Raw genomic sequence first — 24991 nt, 5'->3', positions numbered from 1 at the left:
ATCACTCCTCCATCTCCGCCTTTGCGACCTCTGCGCCAGCGAATTCGAGGACTTCTTTCGCCCCTTCGAGCGAGTAGCCCTGGTCTACGAGCGCGTCTATCCAGGCGTTGCGCTCCTCGTCGTCCAGTTCCCCAGCGGAAACCAGCGCCGAGAAGTTGATGTTGTGCTTTTTGTCTTCCCACAGCTTGCGTTCTAACGCCCGGCGGAGCCGTTCGTTGTCCTGCGGGCTGAAACTCGTCCCTTCGCGCGCCCGGCGCGAGACCCAGTTCGACACTTCCTGACGGAAGTCGTCTTTGCGGTCTTCGGGAATGTCGAGTTTTTCTTCAACCGAGCGGAGGAACTTCTCGTCTGGGCCGGACTCGCGGCCCGTAATCTCGTCTTCCACGGTATCGTCGTCGATGTACGCCATGACGTGGTCCATGTACTTCTCGCCCTGGCGCTGGATTTCGTCCAGGTCGTAGGCGAGCGCGTGGCGCACGTCTTCGATGGCGCGTTCTTTGTACTCTTCGCGCACCATCTCGAGGTAGCGGTGGTAGCGCTCTAAGTTCTCTTCTGGAATCGAGCCGTGATTCTCCAAGTTCGTCTCTAAGTGATTGAACATGGTGAGCGGCGCGAGGAACTGGCGGCCACGGTGCATCGAGTCCATGATGGTCTCTGCGATTTCGTCGCCGATGAACCGCGGCGAGATGCCGTCCATTCCCTCACCGATGTCGGCGGAGGTGGCAGCCTCGTCTTGCAGTTTCTTTACGTCAACGTCGTCGATATCGTCGGTCTCGCCGTTGTACGCTTTTGCCTTTTGTAGTAAGTCTACGTGCTCGGTCGAGGGTTGCTCGATGCGCGTGAGGACGGCGAACAGCCCCGCCATCTCCAGTGTGTGCGGTTCGACGTGCACGTCTGGCACGTCCGCGTTGCGCAGCATCTTACCGTAGATTTTCGCCTCCTCTTCGTACTGGAGGACGTACGGGAAGTCGATGCGTTTGGTGCGGTCGTTGAACGCCTCCATCTTCTCGTCGCCCTTCTTCTCGCGGTATTCGGGCATGTTTGTCCGGCCAACGATGACCTGGTCGATGTCCATCCGCGGGTTGTTTTTGGGCTTGATGGTCTGTTCTTGGGTCGCGTGCAGGAAGTCGTAGAGGAACTCGCGTTGGAGTTTCAGCAACTCTTCACCCGAGAAGATACCTCGGTTCGCGTTACAGAACGCCCCCGAGTAGTCGAACGCACGCGGGTCGGACTCGCCGTAGATGGCGATTTTCGAGTAGTTGACGTCGCCGGTCAGCTCGGTTTCGTCCTGGTTTTTCTTGTCCTTTGGTTCGAACGTCTCGATGCACTGGCGTTTGTTCTCATTCGCGACGAGGCGGACGATTTCGACGTGGTTTTCGAGCACCGTCTGGAGGTTGTCGTCGTAGTTTTCGAGCAACCGGTCCATGTAGAACTCGCTCGCCGGGTCGAGCGCCTGTTCGTTGCGGATGGTGTACGGCGCGTCCAGATTCTCGTTTATCTGTGCTAAAACCTGGTCGCGCTGTGCCTGCGGCAGGAGGACGAGCGGGTCTTGGTTCATCGGCGAGCGGACGTGGTCGTCTGCCGGGTCTTGGTCGTCGATGATGTCACAGAGGTTCGTCCACTGGAAGGTGTACATGCGGCCTTCTTCGCGCATGGTGTAGTCTTCGTAGTAGTGGCGAACCTGCCGGTCGAAGTCGGATTTCCCCGACCCGACGGGGCCAAGCAGTAGCTTGATGCGTTTTTCCGGGCCGAGGCCGCGGGCACCACTTTTCACCTTGTTGACGAACTCGTGGATCGCTTCGTGGATGACCCGGCCAAAGAAGGTGTTTTCACCCTCGTGGAGCGGGTCTTCGGTCGCCAGCTTGTATTCGACGATTCCGGCGTCTTCGTTGTATTCTGTGCCGTAGAAGTCGAACATGTCGGCGACGCGCTGGTGTGCGTTGCGGGCGATGCGAGGGTGGTCAAGAACCTCCTGTAAGTACCATGTGAACGTCCGCGTCTCGCGGAAATCGTCCGGAATGGACTCACGGTACTCCTCGCTCAATATTTCTAACGTGTCGATGTCACCTGTCATTTTATCACGGACCATTGCCGCCTCGATGTGCTCGTGGCGGGGACCGACAGCATCTCTCGACTCGGGGTGTGGTACACGCGGCGAGCGGGCTCCATGGCGAAAGCGACCGCTCGCAAAAAGCACCCTCCGCGTCCGGCGGCTAGTCCGCCGCGGGAACTCCAAAGGAGTGAGTCGAACCGGATGTTGTCGTGTGCCATGTGTGAACTAATACCATCCAGCAGACGCAACGAATCCCGTTCTGGGATGGCGAGTAACAACACGAATCGGCGTACGTCTGGCCAGACAGCAGGCAGTACGGTAAGCGAACTCACCGATACTATTTATTCTTTGAGTGCTCCACCAATATAACTATTCGCTCACTACCCCGTTTTTTCACTGTACGTTCTGGTTAATCGAGCCTTGAAAGGAGGATACATGAGCATTTTGTTGTGTCATAACCGACTGGAATCTGTCGACTAATTCAAATAGTTTATAAGGAGATTTTGCGCGCGCAGGCTCAGAAGACCGCCCAACTCTTTGCCCGGCCACCGGTATTTCCCACTATGAGTTCGTTCGAGTCACTCCCCGCTGGCTGGGAGGTCTGGTCTGAAGAGGAAGAGGGGCGCATCGTTCTCGCCTTCCGCCCTGACGTGTTCAACACCCAAGATTTCCCACCCGTGTGCCTGCCAACACTGTATCTTACCCAGGGACGGCGCAATCGTCGTCCCGGCATCGAACACCAACTGCGCCCTGACGACCCGTGGTACATCACGCTGTATCTGGAACCCGACGTGAGCCGAACCGCAGAATCGTTCGACACCCGCGCAGATGCCGTCGCGGGCGCACTCGCGCTCACAGAACGGTTCGCCGCGGGCGAGTACGACTACCGGAGTCTGTATCAGGTGCCCCGCGAGGACTACCTCAACAAACTGGACGAATTGACGGGGCGCGAGGCTTAACAACCCCGCAGGCGTAGGCCAGTTTATGCCGAAGGTCTCGCTCATCGGTTCGCGGCTCGCGGAAGTTGGCACGGAGTTCATATACCAAGGTGAATCGAGTGCCTGCGAGGGGTGTCCCTACCGCAATCAATGTCTCAATCTGACGGAAGGGACGCGCTACGAAGTGACCGGTATCCGCAAAAACGCCCAGACGCTCGACTGTGCGGTCCACGACGCCGGCGTCAAAGCCGTAGAAGTCGAAGCCGTCTCCGTCTACGCGAACGTCGCCGCCCGCGGCGCGTACGCCGGGAGTAAAGCTACCCTACCGGGGCCGTGTCCGTACACCGAGTGCCCGAGCCACGAGTACTGCGTCCCGATGGGTGCAAATTTCGATACGGAGTACCAAATCGAAGAAATCGTCGGGGAGCCACCCCACGACTACTGCATGTTAGACCGCGACTTGACGCTCGTGAAACTCGCCCCCGAAGGCGAGTAATCAGTGGTCAAGCGCTTGCGCGTACGCGAAGTCTTCTTCTCTCGCCGTCGGTAGTGCGTCGTCGAGTCGAATCTGCCAGCCGTGGAGCACCGTCGGGTCGGTGAGTGCGTTCGTCAACACGGTGCGCACGTCGAGTACGTCCACGCCGTAGTAGTCGTGTGGGACGCCCTGGAGATACTGAAGCGAGGTCGTAAACAGCGAGCGCATGCCCGCGTTGTCCTCGAAGTCGAAGTGCTTGTACGCACCCGCGGCGACCTGTACCATCCCGTGTAAAAACTTGCTCTCCCTCTTTCCCGCGCCGTAGTTGTACCACTCGTCTTCGAAACAGTCGTGGCTCTCGTGGAACTCGCCCGAGTTGTAGAGGCGCACCCCGTGGACGACGGCTCGCCGGAGCGTGGCGTGTTCCCACTGGCCGTCTGCGCGCCAGCCGGTGGGGTTTCCACGCGGCGGTTTCACGGAGGGGTCGCGGGTGTGGTCGTCCATATTTGGTACTACCCACTCCACCCGTGTGTTCCTGTCGGTCTGTACAGTTACTCCAGACTCTCTTCGTAACCAGTCTTCCCGGCGCGGTAGCTTCTGTGGAGGATAACTCCCGAACCGATGAGGAGCCGGAGTGTGATGAGCAGTAACCCAACACCGGTGAGTAGTTCTCCTATAGACCGAGACCCGACAAAGAACACGTCTCCGACGAAAACCCCAATCGCCCACAGTGCAAGTGCTATCCAGAACGTCTCGTCTCGAAAGAGGAGTTCTTTTAACACAGTTATCATCGTGTAATTTTCACAGGCAGGGCGCTTAAGGCTGTCTACTAATTGACACTCGGCGTCCCCCCATCGTCCGAACACTCACTCCCGCCTGAGTGTCCTGAAAACCTTCGTTGAAGGCTATTTTCTATCTTGACGAATAGAGGGTATGGCAAAGGTGGGGCGGACAACTGACGGAGCAACGCCTGTCGAACTTACGGACGACGCGATTCAGGCGTTCGAAGCGCGGTTCGCTGGCCCGGTCATCACACCCGGCGACTCCGCATACGACGAGACGCGGGCGCTCTGGAACGGCGTCATCGACAAACGACCGGCGCTCATCGCACAGTGTACCGGGACGGCTGACGTGGTCGAAGCCGTCGCTCTCGCGCGCGAACACGACCTCTCGGTCGCGGTGCGCGGCGGCGGGCACAACGTCGCGGGCTACGCGAGCGTAGACGACGGGCTGGTCATCGACCTCTCGCCTATGACCGGCGTGTTTGTAGACCACGAGGCGCGGACGGTTCGCGTCCAAGGGGGTGCAACCCTCGGGCAGGTAGACCGCGAGACGCAACTGTTCGGCCTCGCCACACCGCTCGGCGTCGTCTCTGCGACTGGCGTGGCGGGACTCTCGCTGAACGGCGGGCTTGGTCATCTCCGGCGGAAATACGGCCTCGCGTGTGACAACATCGTCTCCGCGGAAATCGTCACCGCAGACGGGCAGGTGCGGACAGCGACCGTAGACCAGAACGACGACCTGTTCTGGGCGATTCGCGGCGGTGGCGGCAACTTCGGCATCGTCACGTCCTTCGAGTTCCGGCTGTACGAAGTCGGCCCGGAGATGCCAACGCTGTTCATCTGGTATCACGGCGACGACGCGGTTTCCGTGCTGAAAGCCTACCGCGAATACACGAAAACGGCGTCGCGCGACGCGAACACGATCGCGTTCACCTACGCGGTGCCCGAACTAGACGAGTTCCCAGAGGCCGCGTGGGGCGAGCCAGCCGTGATTCTGTTCGGTGCATTCGACGGGTCTGAAGCCGATGCAGACGCCGAGTTTGGCCAGCTCAAGACGCTCGCAGATCCGATTGTCGATTTCAGCGACACGCTCCCGTATGTGGAGTTACAATCCCTCCTTGACGAGGACTACCCCGATGGCTTGCGCTACTACTGGAAGTCCGTCTATGTAGACGACCTCAACGACGAGGTTATCGACCATATCGTCCGCACCCACGGCGAGTCACCGTCGGCGCTCTCGACGGTAGACATCTGGCACCTCGGCGGCGCGATTGCTGACCGCGACCCAGACGAGACGGCCTTTGCCAACCGCAACGCGCCGTACATGGTCACCTACGAGGCGAACTGGGAGGACCCCGCGATGGACGACGACAACGTCGCGTGGGGGAGAACTGGAATCAGCGACCTCCGCCAGTTCAGGGGCGTCGCTGGCGCGTACGGCAACTTCCCCGGCTTCGACGAAGCGCCCGGAGACCTCCTCTTTGGCGAGAACTACGACCGACTGGTCGAGATAAAAACGACGTACGACCCGACGAACCTGTTCAAACTGAATCAGAACATCGTCCCGCGCGGCGCGTCGGCCGACGACTAAACGTCTGCGCGCAACTCGCCTAAGTAGTCGGCCGTATAGCCGAACACGTTTCTGTAGCCCGTCGCGGAGAGCAACACTGGATAGAACGCTTCTCGCGCCACTTCGACCTCTCCGTCGGCCGCCGCGAACGCTTTTCCCGCCTCGACTGGCTCGAAGTTCTCGACGAACACTTCGTACTCCTCTGCGGGGCCTTTCGGGATTTTGTCCTGCAGTCGGAAGTGGGGCACCGGTTTTTCCGGGGCGTCACCCGGCAGCACACCCGTCGCCGTCAGGAACGCCCGCGTGAGGCGGTCTGCGTTCTCCGCGGCGTCACGCGTGCCCTGAAGGCCACACTCGACTTCGATGGTATCGACGCTCGTGAACAGTCGGCCTTCGACGTAGTTGCCCGTCTCGACGACAGCCGAGATGGGAAGCCGCGGCATGATGTCTTTGATGTACTCGGTCATGTCGTCGAAGATGGCGAACGGCTCTGCGTGCGATTTCGTGGAGTGAAGCGAGAAGGTAAGACAGGAGTCGAGTTCGTCTGCGAGCATCGCCGCGAGGCGCGATTCGTGAGTGTCGCCGTCTGGGTCGCCGGGGAACGTTCGGTTCAGGTCTTCATCGAGAAAGCGGACGCCGGCTTCGAGGGCTTCTTCGTTTGCGATGACGAGTTTGACCGGCTGGCGGACGTGCGGTTGCTCTTCGAGCAATCGCTCGACTGCTCGGACGCCGCAGGGTTCGTCGCCGTGGATACCTGCAACGACGGCGATTGTGGGGTCACCCTCCCCCAACTGTTCGACTATCATTGGCGAAACAATCGCCTATCTACCTAAAAGCGATACGATTCTAGCGTTCTACTCGGTGCGTGGACGAGCCACGGAGTCACGGGTCGCGGGGGCGAACAAAATGGTGACGAACCCAAGTACTGCGAGCACACCGGCGAACCCGAACCCCGCCGCCCACGAGAATTGCGTGATGACCCAGCCGCCGAGCACCGGGGCGATGAGGTTGCCAACTTGCGAGAAGGTAAGTAGCACAGACAGACTCGTTCCTTGCGTTGTGGCGTCAGTGAGCCGGTTTACGTAGACGAGATAGAGGCCAACAGAGAGGTTGACCGCCGCGCCGGCCAAGGCAAGAAATAGCGCGAACACCACCGGCGAGGGCGCACTGCTCAGCCCGTAGAGCATTGGAACCGTCGCCGCGAACGAAACGAGGATGACGAGTCGCAACCGTCCGTTGAGAAATTCGGACAGCCAGCCACCGCCGGGGCGCGCGACGATTCCTGCGAGTGGAACGAGGGCTGTGGCTGCCCCTGCCGCAGCGAGGTTGATGCCAAGCACGTCTGTGCCGTAACTCGGCATCCACGTCGTGAGGAATGTCCACACCGCGTAGGTACAGAGATTGGCTACAGAGATGAGCAACACGTACGGATTGCGAAGCGTCGTTGCGAATTGTCGAATCGACACCCGGCCGCTCACGGGGATGGGGTCACGCAGAGAGAAGAAAAAGAGAAGATAGCCCACGAGCGCAAGCACGGTGTAGGCGAAAAGCGCGGCTCGCCAACTGGAGAGGAGCGCGAACTGTGGTCCCGCGAATTGAGCGAGTGCGACGCCGAGTGGCGGGCTTGCAATAAAGAGACTGAGGCTGAGGGAACGGTTTGCCTCTGTGACGGTGCGGCTGAGCACGTTCACGCTCCCAACGACGATGAACACGGCGCAGGCACCGCTCAGCAGTCGAAGCGCCACGAACAATGGATACGATGTCACGACTGCGCTACTTGCGGCCACAAGGAGGAACACCGCGCCGCCGCCGAGGACCAGTTGTCGGTTGTCGTAGCGGTCAAGCACGTAGCCGCCCGGAATCTGCAACAGCGCCCACGTGAAAAACACGGCGCTAATCGACGCACTCGCCGTCGGTCTGTCGATGAAAAACGACTCCATGAACAGCGGCAAAACACTCGCTGGTGCGATTGCGTAAGCGATGAACCCCGCAGCGAGCAAAAATAACCCGCTGAGAACGCCGTAGCTCCGCCATGTTGACACCGCCATAGCAGAGAGTACGCTGTCAGCTACGAAAACCTCTCACTCAGCGTCGAAACGCCCGAAAACGACGTCTCAGTCGTCGTCTGACTCGTCTTCGAGCGACGATAGCACACCGAGGTGCTGGGCGGCAAACCCTATCAGGTGGTCGTACCCGCCCGTGGACATCAACACCGGGAAAAACGGCTGGTCTGCGACTTTTTCGGGTTCCCCCTCTTTGGTCGCGTACACCTCGCCTGCCTCGACCTCCTCGAAATTCACACCTAAGAATTCGTAGCCTGCACCCGGAACGACCTCCGTCACGCGGTACACGTCGGGGTCGGAACGTACGTGCTCGTGGTCGATGATGCCGTAGGAGGCGAGGAAGTTTACGAGTACGTCGTACGCGTGGTCGCTTGCTTCCTCGCTCCCTTTCAGTCCGCATTCGACGGCGACGCCATCGACGTGGTTGATGAGCCCGCCGCCGACGTGGCTGATGTTCACCGCCCGGCTGAGGCCGGTGGCCTGTAAGAGCCGTCTCGTTCGCGGCGTTAACCGTTTATAGAACACGAACGGTTCGGGGAACGACACCGTCGCGTGGAGGTCGAGAACCTGCAGGTCGTCGAGTTCGTCGAGGACGGCGGCGGCAAGTCGGCTTTCGTGGGACGATGCGTTTTCATGACCCGGGAACGCCCGGTTCAGGTCTTCATCGATGAAGCGCTCGCCCTCCGCGATGGCTTCCTCGTTTGCGATGACGAGTTTGAGCGGTTTTTTGACGGGGAACTCCGCCGCGAGAAAGCGTTCGATGGCGTTCTTTCCGCACAGTTCGTCTCCGTGAAGGCACGCGACAACCGCAAACTCCGGGTCGCCCGAACCGAGTGTGTGCACACGCATATTTTAGCAGATGACCCTACGTATTGCGGCAAAAGATATAACAAGTACTGCTTTCACTTCTCTCCAAAAAATCCGACTGCAGGAATAAGGTTTTACGTGAAAAACTGTCGACATATATCCGAAATCTGATAGTGTCCTTTATTAGTCCCTATTTGTAATCTTAGAGCCATGCCATCAAATACCGTAGATCGGCGGACGTTCCTCAAGCTTTCGGGCGGCGCAGCGGCGAGTGTAGCACTCGCTGGCTGTACCGGTGGCGATACGGGCGATGGAGAAACCACGGAAGCGACCACGTCTGGCGGTGAGACCACAACCACGAGCGGTGGGACGAGTGCAGGCGGCGAAGCGGACTTCGACCTCACGATTACCCAAGGGTCGCTGCCCTCCGGACTCGACCCGCACGACCACCGCGAAACGCCGACCGAAGTCGTCATGCTCCACGTGTATGAGGGCGTCCTCACGCGCGACGCGGACGGGAAGATTCTCGAATCGCTCGCGACCGAGTGGAGTCGCGTCGATGGCGAGAATGCCGTCATGTTCCAACTGCGCGACGAAGTCACGTTCCACAACGGCGACTCACTGACCGCAGAGGACGTTGCCTTCAGCATCAACCGCATCGTAAACGACGACGTCGGCTTTGCGAGCCCGCAGTCAGACCAGCTCGCTGGCGTCACCGGCGCAGAAGCGATGGACGGTGCAGTGAAGGTCACGAGCGACGGCCTCAACCCAATCGTCTTCTCCGAGTTTGCGACCTACTGCGACATCATGCAAAAGTCGTGGGTCGAAGCCCGCGAGCAGGCGGACATCGCAGGTGACATGAACGGCACTGGCCCGTTCATGCTCGACTCGTACACCGAAGACGAGGAAGTCGTCCTCGCGCGCTACGACGACTATTGGCAAGACCCCGCCCCCGCGGCGTCGGTCACGTTCCGCGGCGCAGCGGAGTCGAGTACGCGCGTAAACCAACTGCTCGCAGGCGAATCGGACATCGTCGTGAACGTGCCACCCCAAGAGGTCCAGCGCGTAAACGACTCTGACAACGCGACCATCGCGGCCGCGCCGAGTACGCGCGTCATCTTCAACGCGCTTCGCTACGACGTCGAGCCGTTTTCGAGCAAAGAGTTCCGTCAGGCGCTCAACTATGCGGTTGACGTAGAAAGCATCAACCAGAACGTCCTCGGCGGCTTCGCGGCGGAGACCAATCAGCCAACCCTGCCGGAGTTCGTTGGCTACAACCCGGACCTACCTTCTTACGACTACGATCCTGAGCGGGCTGCAGAACTGGTCGAGCAGTCGGGCCACGCAGGCGTCGAACTCGAACTCCAGACGCCGGTCGGCCGCTACCTGAAAGACTTAGAAATCGCAGAGGCGGTCGCTGGCTTCGTCAACGACCTGCCGAACGTGTCGGTCACGGTTCGCCAGCGCGACTTCGGGTCGCTCGTAGACGAACTGCTCACGGGCAACATCGAAGACAAGCCACCGTGGTACCTCATCGGCTGGGGTGAGGCAACCTTCGATGGCGGCCTCGTGATGACGGCACTCCTGAAAAGCGACGGTGCGCTCACCACGTTCAGCAACGAACGACTCGACGAACTGCTCAATCGTGCGGGCAATGAATCCGGCGAGACGCGTGCGCAGACGCTCATGGAAGCAAACGCGGTGTGTAACGAGGAGGCACCGTGGGTGTATCTCAACCAACAGTACAGCGTCTACGGTGTGAACAGCGCCCTCAACTGGGAGGCCCGCGCTGACGAACGCATCGACGCCTACGCGATTACGAAGAACTAGTCCAAATGGGCCTTGGACGTTTTCTCTTAAAGCGGGTGCTACAGGGGGTGTTGGTTATCTGGGGAGTGATTACTGTCGTGTTCGCCCTCCGATTGGTTTCGCCGGGCGACCCGGCGAACGTGTTACTTCCGCCGGACGTCGACCCGGCGACGCGGGCGCGCGTCATCGAGGATTTAGGCCTCAACCAGCCACTACACATCCAGTATCTTGACTTCTTAGCTGGCGTTCCATTCGGTGATTTCGGCACGTCGTTGGTGTCGAACACGCCGGTGTTCACGCGCGTGCTCGCCAGACTGCCAGCCACGCTGGAACTCGCGATTGCGGCGACGATTGTGGCGGTGATTATCGCCATCCCACTCGGCGTTATCAGCGCGACCCGGCGCCACCAGCCAGCAGACTACGGGGCGACGATTTTCTCGCTCGTGGGAATCAGCACACCGAACTTCTGGCTCGGGGTCATGCTCATCATCCTCCTCGCCGTCCAGTTCAACGTCTTCCCGACGAGCCGACGGCCGGTCGGCCTCAGCATGGTGTTTTCGATGCTCGCTTCCGGACAGCTGTCTGCGGCCACTGACGGATTCGTAAACTGGCTCAGCCACATCACGCTCCCAGCGATTACCCTCGGGACGTACTTCACGGCGCTCATCACCCGCCTGACCAGAAGCGGGATGCTCGACCAACTCGGGAAAACCTACGTTCGCGCCTCGCGGGCGAAGGGGCTCCCCGAGTCGCTCGTGCGCTACAAGCACGTGCTCCGTAACACGCTCATCCCGGTCATCACGGTCATTGGTCTCCAGTTGGGGACGCTCATCGGTGGCGCGGTTATCACCGAACAGGTGTTCAACTGGCCCGGGCTTGGGACGCTGATTATCGACTCCATCAGCCGTCGTGACTGGCCGGTGATTCAGGGGTCACTCATCGTCGTGGGCGTTGGGTTCGTCCTCGTAAATATCGTCGTAGACACGCTCTACGCCTACATCAACCCGAGAGTGGGGTTCGACTAACATGCTCTCTCCACGTACGCGCAGAAATCTCAAACGTGAACTGAATCGCAACTTCCTCGCGAAGATTGGCATCGGTATCGTCGCGTTCATCCTCCTGATGGCGATTCTCGCCCCACTTATCGCGCCGTACCACCCGGGCGACCAGTCGTTAGAGGACGCGCGACTGCCTCCGCTTGGCTTCTCCACCGCAGAGGAAAAGGAAGTGACCAAAATGGAAGACGGCCGCGTCGTCATCGAAGATGGCCAGGTCGCAACCGAAACCCAAGTCGTCTACGAGAACGCGACGCTCGCCCATCCCTTTGGCACCGACGGCAACGGCCGCGACATTCTCTCGCGGGTCATTTATGGGGCGCGAACCTCGATTCTCGTCGGGATTTTCGGGACGTCGCTCGCGACGCTCATCGGCGTCGTCGTCGGTCTGTCTGCGGGGTATTACCGCGGACTGATTGACGACGCGCTGATGCGCAGTGCAGACATTATGCTCGCGTTCCCGTCGCTCGTGCTCGCAATCGCCCTCGTGGGCGTTGCAGGGCAAGCCCAACTGAGACTGCCAGACCCCCTCGTCGTGACTGGGTTTGCGGAGGCGTTCCGTGGGCTTGTTGGCCTCTCGACCAACCCGATGCCCTCGACAATTATCTTGCCGGGGACGATTATCGTCGTCGTCGCGCTCGTAAACTGGGTCTGGTTCGCCCGGGTCGCCCGCGGTGAGGCACTCAGCCTGCGCGAGGAGTCCTACATCAAGGCTGCACGGTCGATGGGTGGCAAGGATTCCTACATCCTGACGCGCCATGTGCTCCCGAACGCGGCCACGCCAATTCTCGTCCTTGCGACGATTCAGGTGGCCGCCATCATCCTGCTCGAAAGCGCGCTGTCGTTCCTCGGTTTCTCGGGTGCGAACGTCTCATGGGGCTTCGACATCGCCAACGGACGCGACTACCAGACCACCGCGTGGTGGATTGCCGCGATTCCGGGGCTCGCCATCGTGCTCACCGTCATCGGTCTCAACCTCGTCGGTGACTGGCTCAGAGATGCCCTCGACCCCGGTATCGAAGGGGAGGGTGGCGTATGACGGCGTCGTTCATGCGGCGTGATGTCCTCCGTGTCGAAGACCTCACGACCCGCTTTTTCACCGAGGAAGGGCAGGTAAACGCCGTCGAGAAGGTCTCGTTCGACGTCAAGGAAAACGAGATTCTCGGCATCGTCGGTGAGTCCGGAAGTGGCAAATCCGTGACCGCACTCTCGGTCATCGACCTCGTCGATTCGCCGGGTCGGGTCACGGGTGGCCACGTCTGGTTCCGGTATCCGGACCTCGCAGAGGAGTTCCGCGAGAAGAACCCAGCAGCCGTCGATGGCGACTACGTCGACCTCCGGCAACTGCCGAGAGGCGTCCGCCAGTCGCTTCGCGGCCCGAAGTTCAGCATGATCTTCCAAGACCCGATGAGCAGCTTCAATCCGTCGCTCACCGTGGGCGAGCAGATTGCAGAAGCCGTCGAGGTCCAACAGCGAGCGAAGGCGAACCCGCGCCGAACGCGCTCGCGGACGCAAGGCTATGGGCTCTCGAATCTCCTGCTCGATGCCGTGATTCCAACCCGGGATTACACGAGCGAGGAAAGCCACGCACGAGCCATCGACCTGCTCGAACAGGTCGGGATTCCAGACCCCGAAGAGCGCGCAGATGAGTACCCCCACCAGTTCTCCGGCGGGATGCTCCAGCGGGCGATGGTCGCCCAGGCGCTTGCGGGCGAACCGGACGTGCTGATTGCAGACGAGCCAACCACGGCTCTCGACGTGACGATTCAGGCGCAGATTCTGAATCTGCTGCGCGATATTCAGGAAGACCGTGGCATGAGCATCGTGCTGATTACCCACGACCTCGGCGTCGTGGCACGGATGTGCGACCGCGTCGGCGTCATGTACGCCGGTGAAATCGTCGAGCGAGGGTCGCTCGAAGCCGTGTTCGACGACCCAACGCACCCCTACACGCAGGGGCTCCTCGGGTCGATTCCGGACTTAGAAGACCCAGCTCCACGACTCCAACCCATCGAAGGCAACGTGCCGAGTCTCGTAGACCAGGAGATGGAAGACCGGTGTTACTTCGCAGACCGGTGTCCGTACGCGATGCACGACTGCCTCGGACGCCAGCCGATGCGTGCGGTGTCGGGCGACGACGCCCACGAAGCGCGCTGTGTGCTCACAGAGCAGTCGTACAACGAGCAAGAAGCCCTTCCCGAAGGCTACTTCGAGGGAGGTGGTGACCGATGAATAAGGCAATTCTCGAAGTCGAAGACCTGGAGAAATACTACTTCGAACAGGACACGTTCGTAGACCGCATGCTCGGGCGCGACCCCCAGAGCGTGAAGGCGGTCGACAACATCTCCTTCGAGGTTCGCAAAGGCGAAACGCTCGGCCTCGTTGGGGAGTCTGGCTGTGGGAAGTCCACGACCAGCGAAACCCTGCTTCGCCTGCGCGAGGCGACTGGCGGGCGCGTCAAATTCGACGGCGAGAACATCTTCGAGATGGACGACGAGCAACTTCGCGCGTTCCGGCGACGGGCGCAAATCGTCTTCCAAGACCCGTTTTCGAGTCTCGACCCGCGGATGACTGCCGGTGAAATCATCACCGAACCGCTCGTCATCCACGACCTCGCAGACCGCGAAGAACGCCGGGCAAAGGCGCGAGACTTGCTCGACCGCGTCGGCCTCTCTGCTGACCAAATCGACCGCTACCCACACGAGTTCTCCGGTGGCCAGCGCCAGCGCATCGGCATCGCCCGTGCCCTCGCGCTCGAACCCGAACTCATCGTGTTAGACGAACCCGTCTCGGCGCTCGACGTGAGCGTCCAAGCGCAGGTGTTGAATCTGCTCGAAGACCTCCAAGAAGAGTACGGGTTGACGTATCTGTTCGTCGCCCACGACCTCTCGGTGGTGCGCCACATCTCAGACCGCGTTGCGGTGATGTACCTCGGAAAAATCGTCGAAACGGGGCCGGTCGACCAGATCTTCGAAGACCCGAAACATCCCTACACCGAGGCGCTTCTCCAGAGCGTGCCGCGGGCGAAGACGAGCGAGTTCGGCCGGCGCGTGGACGCGCTTCCGGGCGACGTGCCCTCGCCGCGCAACCCGCCGGTCGGCTGTCGGTTCCACACGCGCTGTCCGTACGCGCATGAGGCGTGCAAGAACTCACCACCCGCGGACTATCCGGCCGGGCTTGATCACACCGCAGCGTGTGTCAGACTCGACGACCAGCACGCCTATTGGGATGCAGACCCGCTTCCCCACACTGATGCGTACGAATCGAGCGACGTTGACGCACCGATGCAATCGGAGGACGACTAATGACGGATAACGAGGAGCCGGCTGACTTCGAGCACAATCCGTCTGTGCAGGCGGAAGCACCGGGAGCCGTCACGGAGTACTGGGACACCCTCATCTCGGATATGGAAGCCACCGCAAAGCAGTACCGCGACAGCGGCTGGAGCGTCGTCACGGTGAATCCGGGACAGGTCTTCCCTGATATGGAACTTCCCGGCTTCGACATTCTCGTCGCGGACGACGAGTATCTGGAAGCCGTCAAATTCACCGAAGACAACACGGTCGAAGAGTCGGAGGTGTACCGCGCCGAAGCCGACGCCGTCTTCTTCCTCGCGGTGTTGCGGGATGCCTCACACAAGAAAGCGCTGCTCGTGCCGGGTTACTACCCCCACGAGAAGGGCACGCAGCTGCGCGAGCGCATCGACTCGTCGCTCACGCTCAATTTGAACCGCCTCCAGCGCGATGTGGCGGTTTCGGTCGAGCTACACGACCCGGAAGCCTTCTTCCCCGACTCGATTTGGGGCGAGTAGCGCGAACGCGAAGGTAAAGGCAGAGGGTCCCGTTAGTACGGGCATGGCACTCCTCGAAGCGATTTTCATTTTCATCGTCGGATTCGTGAGCGGGACGGTCACTCGCATGTTCGCCGGAGTCGCGGCGATTATCGCACTGCTGTTGGCGATTCTCGGGTTCGCCGCACCCCAGTCGTTTTTCACGCTCATCGAACCCGTCCTCAACATCTACTCGGGCAACGAGTTGCTGTTTCTCTCCGGCTTCTTGTTCGCTATCAGTCGGTCACAGTCGAGTTCCGAGTGAGCGGGTTTCGGAACCTTTTACCCCACCGGCAGTCGATTCCAGTATGCGTGCGAGGGTAGCCAAGCCTGGCCAACGGCGGCGGATTCAAGCTCCGCTCTCGTAGGAGTTCACGGGTTCAAATCCTGTCCCTCGCACTCGATAGGCGTTGCAAACACGCAGCGCCGTGCGAGCAGAACGGACGGATATGAACAAAGGAGCAACTTTGTTGCGACTGGCGTTCAAATCCTGTCCCATCACTGTGTGCCTGAAAAAGTGGCTCCCAGACTCGCACCCGCTCGGCATGGCCACCGAGTACGAACATGAGTGCGGCAAGATGAGAGCATCTTGCCCTCGCAACATTCTCCAGAAATCCCGCGCCTGAGTGCCTACTCGACCGGCTCGGCTTTGGTCACTGTGCCCGCATTTTCCCACCCACCCTCGACTTTGCGGCCAGCGATGAGTGATTCGTTGTTCGGGCCGTCGGTGATGAGGCGGTAGGCCGTGTCGTCGTCCATCGCGGTGCCTTCGCCCTGAAACTTCTCTTGGAAGAACTCGGCGCTTCGCATGGCGAGCGAAACGGTCGTGCCGTCTTCGAAGGTGAGTTTGACTGGGTCGGGTGCGATGTTGTAGATGCGCTTTGCGATGGGGTTCATGCGAGCACAGAGAGGCGCGGGTGGATTAAGGGTTGACACTTCGGTCGGCCGCTGCAATTACCTGCTGCGTTGTGCAGCGCAATCGCACACGACCGGAACTGTAAAACCTTCGGCCTTCGGTGTGTTGCCCATGGATATGCTTTCGGAGCGAATCGACCCCGTGCGTGCGTGGTGGGCGGCCGTCATCGCCCTCACCGTCGCGCTCGTGGGTGGGTCGCTCGCCTTCCCGCGGACGGTCTGGGATGGCTTCCTCTGGCACTACTTCTGGGGTCCCGTCGTCGCAGACGGAAACGGGGCGTTCTGTGCGGTTCGGGCTGGCGGTGAGACGACGCTGCTCGATAGCGCGTCTGCCTGTTCTGCCGCGAGTGGCTTCGTCGCCTACCCCGGCTACACCGCCGTCTCGGAGATTGGCTACGCCGTCATCCTCCTGCTCATGCTCGTGGGTCTCATCTTCCTGCTTCGAGGCCTCGGCATCGGCAGAGACCGCGAGCTGTTTTTCGCGCTGTTCCCGTTCATGTTCTTCGGCGGGGCACTGCGTGTCGTCGAAGACGCCGGCATCGCCGCCATGCGAAGCGGGTTCGACCCAGCGATTCCGTTCCCGTGGAGCGCGTTCATCATCAGCCCGTTCATCTACTTCACCGTCTTTTTCATAACGCTCGCCGCCATCGTCGTGAGCGTTGGCTTGGAGCGAAACGGGTCGGTAGAGACCTATCGGAATCCGCTGTTTGCCCTCGGTGGCGTGGTTCTACTCGGCACGGTAGGCTACCTGACGCTGCTCGCGTTCACCGAAAACTACGTGAGCTTCTTCCCGCAGATGACGATTCTCACCCTCGGTTTGGCGACTCTCATCGCCTACGGCACGTGGAAACTGGTCGATGTGTACGCCCCTGAAATCAACAGAGGCACAGGAACCATCGGCCTCGTCATCATCTGGGGCCACGCCGTAGACGGCGTCGCAAACGTCCTCGCCGCAGACTGGGCCGTCGAGATTGGCTTGCCGTTTTACTACAGCGCAAAGCACCCGGTCAACCGCTTCATCATCAACTTCACCGACGGGATTCTCCCCGAGTCGATAGCCGCCGTCATCGGCACCTCGTGGCCGTTCCTCGTCGTGAAAATCATCGCCGCCGTCGCCGTTGTCTGGGTGTTTGACGAGAGTATCTTCGATGAGAGTCCGCGGTATGCCATCTTGCTCCTCATTGCGATTCTCGCCGTCGGCCTTGGGCCGGGGACGCGCGACATGCTGCGGGCGACGTTCGGCATCTAAAAGGCGCATTTTTACGGATACGGATGCGGTTCTCGGTCGAGTTCCGCCTCGAAACCGAGTTCTTTCGGAACCGTCTCTGCCCGCGTTCCGAAGTATGGTTCGTCCATGAACAGCGGTTGGGCTTGTGGAATCAACACGCGAGTCGCCTCGAAGCCGAGTGCTTCCACGTCGCGCGTCGTGAGCCGGGCGGCGTACACGTCCATGCCTGCTGACTCAGCACGCTGGACGACGGTCGGCAACTCGTTTTCCGGAGCCACGTCCACGGACACGGCCTGCGCAGAGACCGACGCGTCCACGTTCACGAATCCTTGAACAGCGTCCGGGAACGACGCGTAGTGACCAATCCACGCGCCCGCTTGCATCGCCGCGTCGGTGCCCATCGACCCGAGTTCCGTCCAGTTCTGGAGCGCTTCTGCGAGCGCGGACGTAGCGGCAGAAACAGCGTCACAGTCGGCCCCTGACCCCATCGCAAACCGCGGCCAATCACCTTCTCGATGCACCGCAACCGCGACGACAGGCACGTCCACGTCTTGGGTGACGAGCAGCGGCGTCACTTCGAGGTCTTCAGAACGGGCGCGGCGGACGAGCGTGTCGAACGTCTCATTTTCGATGTCGAGTTTCAGCGGCTCGAACGTGGAGTACCAAGCGAGCATCGTCGCGTCGCGTTCGAGAACTTCGTAGAGACCAGACAGCAGGGCTTCTGGCAGCGAGTTTCCGAGGCCGAGGCCTGTCGTAATCGCCGGTTTGTGCTGTTGGGTCGGTGGCGGGAAGTGGACGAATTCGGCGGGCAGATACGCCGGGTCGCCACCGGCGAGGCGTTCGCCTTCGACCCACGGAATCTGTGCGTCGTCGTCGGCGTCCCACGGCAGGACGAACTCGCTCGGTTTGACCGCGTTTGGCATCCCCGACGGTTGGCCCTGTGTAAACTCGCTCGTTCGGTAGATGCCCGCGCAGTAGCGTTCGAGCGCCTCGCCTGCGGCTTTCATGAGTGCCTCGTTCCAGTCGATGGCGACGCCCGCGGCCTGTTGTGCGGCGGTCGCATCGCTGAACCCTGCGGTATCGCCGCCGCGGGCGATGTAGTAGGGCACGGGAAACGACGACGCCTCACCGACTTCGTGGATGATGCCAACGCGAGTGTCGATGGCGCGCTCTGCGCGGGCGAGCGAGTCGTCTAACTCGCGTTCGACGTACTCGGTCGAGAGTTGTTTTTTCGCTCCGCTCTCACAGCCACAGCCCGGAAGCGGAAGGAACTCGCGGGTCGCGTGCGGGAGTTCGAGAATGCCACCGAGCAGCGACGACCCGTCGCTAGCGGCGAGTTTGGCGAGTTCTCGGCCGGCGAGCGCGCCCGCGACGCGCATCGTGGTCGGGTCGGGGTCAGCGCGTTCGGCAGTCGCTTCGAGATTGGCTTCGACGCGACCGCTAAGACAGTCAAAACAGCCCGTGTTCGGTGCGAATCCACTGATTCCTGCGTCGATTGATAGTACGTGCCCGCCGAGACCGCCGCGTTCGATGGCAAGCCACGTTGTGTCCCCAGCGAGTGCGGCGTTGTTCGCTTCGCGGAACACGGCGTCGCCAACGTCTCCGACAACGACGCCAAACGCTACGCCGTTGAGGTCGCTCGCCGCGATTGGGTCAGCAGCCATCGAAACGTCTGAAAGTGCGGCTTTGATTGCAGAAATAGCAGGCCCGTCACCGACGAGTCCGAGAGTCATTACTCACGGTTCGCAATAAAGCAGGTAAAAGACTGGGTCTCGTGGCTCAGTTTAAGATGCTCTGGGCGACCGAAGCCAGCTGGTCTGGCTTCGCACCGCGCAGGCGCTCGTCGCCGAGCATGAGCCGGAGGCGTGGACGACCCACGTCGATTGGCACCTTCTCGGTGGTGATGAGGCCCATGTCTTCGAGTTTGGTCTTCGTGCGCGAGAACGTCGCCTTCGAGGCGATGCCCACGTCTTCGCCCCACTTGCTGATGTCGTAGAGGAGCGCTTCGTTTTTCGCCGCGACGAGCAGGCTGATGGTCACTTCGTCGAGACCATCGCCGTCTCCACGGGCGGTTTCGAGCGACGAGAGCACGCCCTCGAAGTCAGAACCGACGGTCGAACCGAGGTCTTCAGAGAGCGACGAGCGCACGCGGGAAATTGGCGGCGTACGGAGCGTGAAGGCGTCCGTCTCCGCCCAGAGGTCTGCGTACATCTCGTTTGCGCTCTTGATGAACGCATCGTCGTCAGTCGAGAGACCAGCGACGCGGTCACCAGCGGCGACGACGGCGACGACGCTGTCTTCGGTGATGAGAAGCGAGTTCTCCGGTCGGCTCTCGACGGTGTGCAGCGCGAGCGTTTCTGCTTCGATGAGGTCTGCTGCGGTTGAGGCGACGATGAAGTCTGCCATGACGTCTTTGAGGACGCTATCGTCCGCGAGTACCTGTACCGACGGTGCGTCGGAAAGCTCTGCAAGGACGCTTACGAGCTCCTCTACCGTCTCGTCCGATGGGTTTACCACAAGAACGTCCCCCGAAGCGTTCTCGAGGGTAGCCCGAAGGATACCTTCAATGTCCGGTTCCAGTAAATTTGAACTCATGACTGTACGTGTATAAAAGACCCCATTAGTATTTAATTTTACCGTTACTTTTACATTGAAATCAGCAAATCAACATTAACGTCTTCTGAGAGAAGGTGCAATAGTTGCCCACGAACGCCTTAGTTCAACGATATTCACCACGGTTCTGAACAATTATCGAAAATTCTCACTTACAACTTTTCTATGAGGTCTGTCGTCCACGTGAAATCGCCATCGAAGATGACGGGCAGGTCGTGCGATTCGAGAAACGCCTGTAGCTCGGCTTTCGACAGTGAATATGTCGGTTTCGACCCGTAGAAGTTCGTCTCCGACGCATCGCGCGGGTTCGGGTAGGTTGCGCCGTTCGCCCACGCGGCGTGTGCCTCGTAGGTTACATCGAACCGGTCGCCGCGCTTTTCTATCCAGACCACGGCAGGCGGTCGCTCCTCTGCCGCAGAAAGCACGTAGGTTCCGTCACCGACGACGGCGTAGTCTTTGCCCATCATGATCCTGCGTCGCGCCAACTGCATCGCCCGCTCGAAGTCGTAGCCGTTGATGAGCAGTCGTGCAAACGCCGTCCCGACGGTTGCGGCTTGGTCGTTCAACACCTTCGTGAGCGTCACCGCACCCGCGACGCTCCCCTTCTCTACGAGTGAAACGCCTTCGTGGTACGACCCACACGCGTTGAGGAAGAAGGTTCGTGCCTGTATCTCGTCTAACGTCGCAATCGAGAGGTTGCCGTCCGGGCAGCGAAGCCCGTCTACGTCGCAGTGGCCGATGTAGTGAACGAAATCGGTGGGTGTTTCGAACACCGCCGCAAGCTCCTTACACTTGAGTGAGTTGTGGACGGTGAGGTCGATGGCCAAGTCTGCGGCGCGTTCGCGGTATATCGCGGCCACTTCGTCGTGTTCTGCCTCCATCTCGTCGTCGTTCAACACGACATCGACGGTGAGCGACTCGCCGTCGCGGTGGCCGTATTTGAGGCGATTCTCGTAGGCCGCGTGGCTGAGTTTGAACACGTCGATTGGCGTTCCAGAGGCGAGCCAGCCGTGGAGATAGCCCGACTGGAGTTCCGGCATCAACACGTCCACTGAGGCCGCCTGCGGCCCTGCGCGGTAGAAGTCGTCGAGCGACCGGCGAATCAGCTCTTTGCCGTCGAACGCAGACGCCGCTGGAAGATAGACGAGGCTCATGCTGTCGAGCAAGAATGGGAACGACCGGACGTGTGTCGGGTCTGCGTCGACGTACGTTGCGAGATACCACTCGGGGAGGTGGGGCGCAATCGCTTCGTGGGGAATCGACAGCGTGGCCGCGAGTCGTGTCGCCGGTGGCGCTTCCGAGAGCTCGTTCGATGAGAGTCCCCACTCTGTGAGCAGCGAACTGTGGTGTGGTGGCAGCTGCTCGGTGTCATCGCGCAGGAGACAGTCAACGAAGAAGCAGCGACGCACGAGGCTTGCCACCTCGTGTTGGAACGCCGGAAGCGAGCTAAACGCATAGTCTACGTCCGCGTCGGGTGCGACGAGCACTGGCGTTGTCCGATTCTCGACTGTCACCTGCGCGCCAAGATAGTACGCAAGCGGCGCGACGACGTACAAGTACTCGGTATCGGGCGGGAGTTTCACCTCGATCCCAATCTGTGGCGTGCGCGATTGGATGGCGGCCGGCACGTCGATTTGCGACCCAATTTCGACCAGCGGCGGGTGGTGTCGCCACGCCGGATGCGAGCGTTCGGGACCGGTGGTCGCCATCCCCGCAGCGAGGTGAGAGAGTGCGGTCGCAATGCCTTCGGGCGTGGGCGTGACAGTGATGGTGTGTTCCGGAATCGTGTGTTCGTGGGAGACGCCCACGGTGACCGTCGATTGTTGGTCGAAGTCGATACAGAGGTCGGTGCCGAGCGGGCGAATCCTCGCTGGCCCGTCGAACGCAATCGTGGTTTCGAGCGCCGCTTCGGTCGTGCGCGCGAGTTGTTTCGTCCCGCAGCCGTCCGTGCGCATCGCCGTTCGAGAGGTTTCTATTCCGACCGTGAGGTAGTGGGTGCCAGCGCCGAGTGACTGACCAGCAGAGACGGCGCGTGGTGTTCCGTCCGCAGTGGTGAGCCGTCCGGTTGTTGCCGGGAGTTGGAGCCGGGATACCGTCCCGGCTGTCACGGCGTTTACGTGGCGTGGAAGGGCGTGGCTCACCGCCGTTGGTTGCCAGTCAGGAGCGACGAATGAAACCGACGTGGAACCGTTGCTGAGACGCACTCCGGACGCAGTCAGGTCCCAGCGCAACATTGACCGTTTAGTTCACCCTCTAGGAGTATAGGTGTGTTGGCCTTGCGTACACAGAGGTACACTTATTGAGCGAGGCGATTCAGCTTTTCATACAATGGATTACGACCAGGTTCGCGAAGTTGACCCAGAGGTCGCAAACGCACTCACAAATGAGGTAGAGCGCCAGCGTTCGACGCTCGAAATGATTGCCTCTGAGAACCACGTTTCAGAGGCCGTACTCGAAGCACAGGGCAGTGCGCTCACGAACAAGTACGCAGAGGGCTATCCCGGCGCGCGCTACTACGCTGGCTGTGAGTACGCAGACGTCGTCGAACAGCTCGCAATCGACCGCGCGAAAGAGCTCTGGGGCGCAGAACACGTCAACGTCCAGCCACACAGCGGGACGCAAGCGAACATGGGCGTCTACATCGCCATGCTCGAACCCGGCGACAAGATTCTCTCTCTTGAACTCTCTCACGGCGGCCACCTCTCCCACGGCCACCCGGCGAACTTCACGGGGAAACTCTACGAGGTAGAGCAGTACGAAGTCGATGCAGAAACCGGCTATCTCGACTACGACGGCATCATGGAGAAAGCAAAGGCGTTCGACCCAGACATCATCGTCTCCGGATACTCCGCCTACCCACGCGTCGTCGAGTGGGAGAAGATTCAGGAAGCCGCAGACGAAGTCGACGCCTACCACCTCGCGGACATCGCCCACATCACGGGCCTCGTCGCCGCAGGCGAACACCCCTCGCCCGTTGGCATCGCTGACTTCGTCACGGGTTCAACGCACAAGACCATCCGCGCGGGGCGCGGTGGCATCATCATGACCGGCGAAGAACACAAGAAGGCCATCAACTCGGCCGTGTTCCCCGGCACGCAGGGCGGCCCCCTTATGCACAACATCGCGGGCAAGGCCGTTGGCTTCAAAGAGGCCCTCCAACCGGCGTTCAAAGAGTACGCCGCCCAGACGGTCAAAAACGCCAAAGTGCTCGGCGAGACGCTCAAAGACCACGGCTTCTCGCTCGTTTCTGGCGGGACGGACAACCACCTCCTGCTCATCGACCTGCGCCCATCGCATCCGGACACGACCGGCGGCGACGCAGAGGAGGCGCTCGAAGAAGTCGGTATCATCCTCAACAAGAACACCGTGCCGGGCGAGACGCGCTCGCCGTTCAACCCGAGTGGCATCCGCGCCGGGACGCCACTGCTCACGACGCGCGGCTTTGACGAGGAAGCCACGCGCAAGGTGGGGGACATCATCGCCAAAGTCGTCGACAACTACGACGACGACGAGGTGAAAGCAGAAGCCGCAGGCGAAGTCGCAGACCTCTGTGCGCAGTTCCCGCTCTACGAATAATTCGACGTTCTCTATTTTCTGACTGTTCGCGCAGGCTTATCGACTCCACTCTCGTAGTTTACCTATGGCCGTGGGGAGCATTGGCGACCGACAGATTCGCATGGGAAACATCGTCGGCATCAGCCTGATTACGGAACTCCTGTTCGTTGAAGTGATTTTCATGTTCCTGTTCCTGCTTGTCCGGAATCCGGACGGGCTGAGCGCCCTCGCAAACAGCGAGGGGGTCGGCGTCGGTGACGTGCTTGGGTTGTTCTCAGAACCCGTTCTCGCTGTGGGATTTGCGCTGTTTCTCGTCGCCGTCGTCATTGGCCAGCGCATCGTCCGCGAGTTCGCCCGTGCCTACGACCTCGAATTCCTCCGCCGTCGCCCCGGCGACTACTGAGCCGTCACGGTAACGGCGGCTGGTCGCGTATGCACACGCATGAGTCCCTTTTCACGACGCCGCATCCTTGCACTCCTTTCCGGGGGCATCCTCTTGCTCGCAGGCTGTACAAGCGATGGCGGTGCGGACGCTGAACCTTCCACCACGACGGCGACGACGACCGCTGACTCGTCACCGACCGACACAACCACGGCTGAGCAGATGACTACGGAAATTGACCTCGACTTGCGCGAAGCGAACGTGATGGCCGTCGCGTTCGAAAAAACGGGTGAAACGAGCTACCGATTCGACGTCACGCTCCTCCACGATGACGATGGCGAAGAGGGGTACGCAAACTGGTGGCAGGTCGAAACTCTTGACGGAGAGCAGTTGGGGAGACGCGAACTCCTCCACGCGCACGGGACACAGGAGTTCACCCGGTCTGGAACCATCGATATTCCAGCAGGCGTGTCGCGCGTCGTCGTCCGGGGCCACGACCAGATTCACGGCTACGGCGGGCAGGCCATGATTGTGACACTCGATACGGGCGAGACAGAAGCCGTCCAGCAGGGTGCAGGGCTACAATCGTTCGACGAATAGCGTGTCTGTACGCTACGTGCTCGCAATTTTCCCGCGTGTTCAAATTCCTCCACGTGCTCTGTGGGCGAATTGACGCCACCGATGCGCTCGGCAATGGCCTCCTCAACCGAACCCCGACGGACGATGACTCGATTGACCTCGTCGCTGCGGCGTACGATATGCACGCCGAGTACAGAGAGCGAGACGACGTGACCGAGAGCCGAGTCACCGGGCTTGAACCCGAACTCAGAGCGTGGTCAGAGGCGTAACCTGTACACGTTCGTGCGTATTTCTTCTCGAAACAGTACGAATATAGGCACAAATCCGAGCATTAATGT

The 24991-nt window shown here is 60.6% G+C and carries 25 protein-coding genes and 1 tRNA gene; 16 read left to right on the top strand and 10 right to left on the bottom strand.

Annotation, left to right across the window (positions count from 1 at the left end):
- Position 1: 1 nt before the first annotated feature.
- Positions 2-2074 (bottom strand): PrkA family serine protein kinase, encoded by a 2073-nt coding sequence (locus tag V5N13_RS02715; RefSeq protein ID WP_336359521.1) that lies wholly within the window; start codon positions 2072-2074, stop codon positions 2-4.
- Positions 2075-2616: 542 nt separating this feature from the next.
- Between V5N13_RS02715 and V5N13_RS02710 the strand changes: the two genes are divergently transcribed.
- Together V5N13_RS02710 and V5N13_RS02705 are read left to right on the top strand one after the other, a co-directional pair.
- On the top strand, positions 2617-3012 hold the full coding sequence (locus V5N13_RS02710) for a DUF5820 family protein (protein WP_336359520.1): 396 nt from the start codon (positions 2617-2619) through the stop codon (positions 3010-3012).
- 25 nt (positions 3013-3037) lie between these two features.
- On the top strand, positions 3038-3487 hold the full coding sequence (locus V5N13_RS02705; RefSeq protein WP_336359519.1) for a UPF0179 family protein: 450 nt from the start codon (positions 3038-3040) through the stop codon (positions 3485-3487).
- Here V5N13_RS02705 and V5N13_RS02700 read toward each other — a convergent pair whose 3' ends face one another.
- On the bottom strand, positions 3488-3970 hold the full coding sequence (locus tag V5N13_RS02700) for a DUF309 domain-containing protein (RefSeq protein ID WP_336359518.1): 483 nt from the start codon (positions 3968-3970) through the stop codon (positions 3488-3490).
- A gap of 47 nt (positions 3971-4017) precedes the next feature.
- The gene (locus V5N13_RS02695) at positions 4018-4257 is read right to left on the bottom strand and encodes a hypothetical protein (RefSeq protein WP_332899291.1); all 240 of its coding nucleotides are present in this window, start codon (positions 4255-4257) and stop codon (positions 4018-4020) included.
- 142 nt (positions 4258-4399) lie between these two features.
- Here V5N13_RS02695 and V5N13_RS02690 point away from each other — a divergent pair, with 142 nt between their 5' ends.
- Positions 4400-5839, top strand: a complete 1440-nt coding sequence (locus tag V5N13_RS02690) for an FAD-binding oxidoreductase (protein ID WP_336359517.1) — start codon at positions 4400-4402, stop codon at positions 5837-5839.
- On the opposite strand, the gene V5N13_RS02685 is transcribed toward V5N13_RS02690, so the two are convergent.
- The 3 genes from V5N13_RS02685 to V5N13_RS02675 all read right to left on the bottom strand — a co-directional run bounded on the left by V5N13_RS02685 (position 5836) and on the right by V5N13_RS02675 (position 8730).
- Complete coding sequence (locus V5N13_RS02685; RefSeq protein WP_332899289.1) at positions 5836-6624, bottom strand: succinylglutamate desuccinylase/aspartoacylase domain-containing protein; 789 nt, start codon at positions 6622-6624, stop codon at positions 5836-5838. The two genes, V5N13_RS02690 and V5N13_RS02685, sit on opposite strands and share 4 nt — an antisense overlap.
- A gap of 48 nt (positions 6625-6672) precedes the next feature.
- Positions 6673-7866, bottom strand: coding sequence for an MFS transporter (locus V5N13_RS02680; protein ID WP_336359516.1), 1194 nt, complete (start codon positions 7864-7866; stop codon positions 6673-6675).
- Positions 7867-7932: 66 nt separating this feature from the next.
- Entirely contained in the window at positions 7933-8730 is a 798-nt protein-coding gene (locus V5N13_RS02675) for a succinylglutamate desuccinylase/aspartoacylase domain-containing protein (protein WP_336359515.1), read from the bottom strand.
- Between the two features lie 168 nt (positions 8731-8898).
- On the opposite strand from V5N13_RS02675, the gene V5N13_RS02670 reads away from it, so the two are divergent.
- From V5N13_RS02670 to V5N13_RS02635, 8 genes are all read left to right on the top strand, one after another.
- Positions 8899-10518 carry an ABC transporter substrate-binding protein gene (locus tag V5N13_RS02670; protein WP_332899287.1) on the top strand — a complete coding sequence of 540 codons (1620 nt, stop codon included), beginning with the start codon at positions 8899-8901 and terminating at the stop codon, positions 10516-10518.
- 5 nt (positions 10519-10523) lie between these two features.
- Complete coding sequence (locus V5N13_RS02665; RefSeq protein WP_336359514.1) at positions 10524-11522, top strand: ABC transporter permease; 999 nt, start codon at positions 10524-10526, stop codon at positions 11520-11522.
- Position 11523: 1 nt separating this feature from the next.
- Complete coding sequence (locus V5N13_RS02660; protein WP_336359513.1) at positions 11524-12591, top strand: ABC transporter permease; 1068 nt, start codon at positions 11524-11526, stop codon at positions 12589-12591.
- On the top strand, positions 12588-13784 hold the full coding sequence (locus V5N13_RS02655; protein ID WP_336359512.1) for an ABC transporter ATP-binding protein: 1197 nt from the start codon (positions 12588-12590) through the stop codon (positions 13782-13784). Before V5N13_RS02660 ends, V5N13_RS02655 begins: the two co-directional genes overlap by 4 nt.
- Entirely contained in the window at positions 13781-14857 is a 1077-nt protein-coding gene (locus tag V5N13_RS02650; protein WP_336359511.1) for an ABC transporter ATP-binding protein, read from the top strand. Before V5N13_RS02655 ends, V5N13_RS02650 begins: the two co-directional genes overlap by 4 nt.
- Complete coding sequence (locus V5N13_RS02645; protein WP_332899282.1) at positions 14857-15363, top strand: DUF7529 family protein; 507 nt, start codon at positions 14857-14859, stop codon at positions 15361-15363. Before V5N13_RS02650 ends, V5N13_RS02645 begins: the two co-directional genes overlap by 1 nt.
- Positions 15364-15406: 43 nt before the next feature.
- Positions 15407-15646, top strand: a complete 240-nt coding sequence (locus V5N13_RS02640; RefSeq protein WP_336359510.1) for a hypothetical protein — start codon at positions 15407-15409, stop codon at positions 15644-15646.
- Between the two features lie 49 nt (positions 15647-15695).
- Positions 15696-15780: transfer RNA gene (locus V5N13_RS02635), tRNA-Leu, on the top strand.
- 231 nt (positions 15781-16011) lie between these two features.
- Here the strand turns inward: V5N13_RS02635 and V5N13_RS02630 are convergent.
- Complete coding sequence (locus V5N13_RS02630) at positions 16012-16278, bottom strand: hypothetical protein (RefSeq protein ID WP_336359509.1); 267 nt, start codon at positions 16276-16278, stop codon at positions 16012-16014.
- Between the two features lie 130 nt (positions 16279-16408).
- Here V5N13_RS02630 and V5N13_RS02625 point away from each other — a divergent pair, with 130 nt between their 5' ends.
- Complete coding sequence (locus V5N13_RS02625; protein ID WP_336359508.1) at positions 16409-17545, top strand: DUF63 family protein; 1137 nt, start codon at positions 16409-16411, stop codon at positions 17543-17545.
- A gap of 11 nt (positions 17546-17556) precedes the next feature.
- On the opposite strand, the gene V5N13_RS02620 is transcribed toward V5N13_RS02625, so the two are convergent.
- The 3 genes from V5N13_RS02620 to V5N13_RS02610 all read right to left on the bottom strand — a co-directional run bounded on the left by V5N13_RS02620 (position 17557) and on the right by V5N13_RS02610 (position 22371).
- Entirely contained in the window at positions 17557-19257 is a 1701-nt protein-coding gene (locus V5N13_RS02620; protein WP_336359507.1) for a YcaO-like family protein, read from the bottom strand.
- 46 nt (positions 19258-19303) lie between these two features.
- Positions 19304-20119, bottom strand: coding sequence for a transcriptional regulator TbsP (gene tbsP / locus V5N13_RS02615; protein WP_332899277.1), 816 nt, complete (start codon positions 20117-20119; stop codon positions 19304-19306).
- A gap of 170 nt (positions 20120-20289) precedes the next feature.
- Entirely contained in the window at positions 20290-22371 is a 2082-nt protein-coding gene (locus tag V5N13_RS02610) for a hypothetical protein (RefSeq protein ID WP_336359506.1), read from the bottom strand.
- Positions 22372-22465: 94 nt separating this feature from the next.
- On the opposite strand from V5N13_RS02610, the gene glyA reads away from it, so the two are divergent.
- The 4 genes from glyA to V5N13_RS02590 all read left to right on the top strand — a co-directional run bounded on the left by glyA (position 22466) and on the right by V5N13_RS02590 (position 24922).
- Positions 22466-23713, top strand: a complete 1248-nt coding sequence (gene glyA / locus V5N13_RS02605) for a serine hydroxymethyltransferase (protein ID WP_336359505.1) — start codon at positions 22466-22468, stop codon at positions 23711-23713.
- Positions 23714-23777: 64 nt separating this feature from the next.
- Complete coding sequence (locus V5N13_RS02600; protein WP_336359504.1) at positions 23778-24095, top strand: hypothetical protein; 318 nt, start codon at positions 23778-23780, stop codon at positions 24093-24095.
- A 39-nt stretch (positions 24096-24134) separates the two neighbouring features.
- Positions 24135-24674, top strand: coding sequence for a hypothetical protein (locus V5N13_RS02595; RefSeq protein WP_336359503.1), 540 nt, complete (start codon positions 24135-24137; stop codon positions 24672-24674).
- Positions 24675-24709: 35 nt separating this feature from the next.
- Positions 24710-24922, top strand: a complete 213-nt coding sequence (locus V5N13_RS02590; RefSeq protein ID WP_336359502.1) for a hypothetical protein — start codon at positions 24710-24712, stop codon at positions 24920-24922.
- Positions 24923-24991: the final 69 nt, after the last annotated feature.

The sequence above is a fragment of the Haladaptatus sp. ZSTT2 genome (assembly GCF_037081775.1).
Classification (GTDB): domain Archaea; phylum Halobacteriota; class Halobacteria; order Halobacteriales; family Halococcaceae; genus QDMS2.
Note: the sequence above shows the minus strand (reverse complement) of the source record. Positions and strands in the feature narration are given on the sequence as shown.

Bases quoted from the DNA above. Each gene is read 5' to 3' on its own strand.
- V5N13_RS02715 (WP_336359521.1), bottom strand. From the start codon at position 2,074: ATGACAGGTGACATCGACACGTTAGAAATATTGAGCGAGGAGTACCGT.
- V5N13_RS02710 (WP_336359520.1), top strand. From the start codon at position 2,617: ATGAGTTCGTTCGAGTCACTCCCCGCTGGCTGGGAGGTCTGGTCTGAA.
- V5N13_RS02705 (WP_336359519.1), top strand. From the start codon at position 3,038: ATGCCGAAGGTCTCGCTCATCGGTTCGCGGCTCGCGGAAGTTGGCACG.
- V5N13_RS02700 (WP_336359518.1), bottom strand. From the start codon at position 3,970: ATGGACGACCACACCCGCGACCCCTCCGTGAAACCGCCGCGTGGAAAC.
- V5N13_RS02695 (WP_332899291.1), bottom strand. From the start codon at position 4,257: ATGATAACTGTGTTAAAAGAACTCCTCTTTCGAGACGAGACGTTCTGG.
- V5N13_RS02690 (WP_336359517.1), top strand. From the start codon at position 4,400: ATGGCAAAGGTGGGGCGGACAACTGACGGAGCAACGCCTGTCGAACTT.
- V5N13_RS02685 (WP_332899289.1), bottom strand. From the start codon at position 6,624: ATGATAGTCGAACAGTTGGGGGAGGGTGACCCCACAATCGCCGTCGTT.
- V5N13_RS02680 (WP_336359516.1), bottom strand. From the start codon at position 7,866: ATGGCGGTGTCAACATGGCGGAGCTACGGCGTTCTCAGCGGGTTATTT.
- V5N13_RS02675 (WP_336359515.1), bottom strand. From the start codon at position 8,730: ATGCGTGTGCACACACTCGGTTCGGGCGACCCGGAGTTTGCGGTTGTC.
- V5N13_RS02670 (WP_332899287.1), top strand. From the start codon at position 8,899: ATGCCATCAAATACCGTAGATCGGCGGACGTTCCTCAAGCTTTCGGGC.
- V5N13_RS02665 (WP_336359514.1), top strand. From the start codon at position 10,524: ATGGGCCTTGGACGTTTTCTCTTAAAGCGGGTGCTACAGGGGGTGTTG.
- V5N13_RS02660 (WP_336359513.1), top strand. From the start codon at position 11,524: ATGCTCTCTCCACGTACGCGCAGAAATCTCAAACGTGAACTGAATCGC.
- V5N13_RS02655 (WP_336359512.1), top strand. From the start codon at position 12,588: ATGACGGCGTCGTTCATGCGGCGTGATGTCCTCCGTGTCGAAGACCTC.
- V5N13_RS02650 (WP_336359511.1), top strand. From the start codon at position 13,781: ATGAATAAGGCAATTCTCGAAGTCGAAGACCTGGAGAAATACTACTTC.
- V5N13_RS02645 (WP_332899282.1), top strand. From the start codon at position 14,857: ATGACGGATAACGAGGAGCCGGCTGACTTCGAGCACAATCCGTCTGTG.
- V5N13_RS02640 (WP_336359510.1), top strand. From the start codon at position 15,407: ATGGCACTCCTCGAAGCGATTTTCATTTTCATCGTCGGATTCGTGAGC.
- V5N13_RS02630 (WP_336359509.1), bottom strand. From the start codon at position 16,278: ATGAACCCCATCGCAAAGCGCATCTACAACATCGCACCCGACCCAGTC.
- V5N13_RS02625 (WP_336359508.1), top strand. From the start codon at position 16,409: ATGGATATGCTTTCGGAGCGAATCGACCCCGTGCGTGCGTGGTGGGCG.
- V5N13_RS02620 (WP_336359507.1), bottom strand. From the start codon at position 19,257: ATGACTCTCGGACTCGTCGGTGACGGGCCTGCTATTTCTGCAATCAAA.
- tbsP (WP_332899277.1), bottom strand. From the start codon at position 20,119: ATGAGTTCAAATTTACTGGAACCGGACATTGAAGGTATCCTTCGGGCT.
- V5N13_RS02610 (WP_336359506.1), bottom strand. From the start codon at position 22,371: ATGTTGCGCTGGGACCTGACTGCGTCCGGAGTGCGTCTCAGCAACGGT.
- glyA (WP_336359505.1), top strand. From the start codon at position 22,466: ATGGATTACGACCAGGTTCGCGAAGTTGACCCAGAGGTCGCAAACGCA.
- V5N13_RS02600 (WP_336359504.1), top strand. From the start codon at position 23,778: ATGGCCGTGGGGAGCATTGGCGACCGACAGATTCGCATGGGAAACATC.
- V5N13_RS02595 (WP_336359503.1), top strand. From the start codon at position 24,135: ATGAGTCCCTTTTCACGACGCCGCATCCTTGCACTCCTTTCCGGGGGC.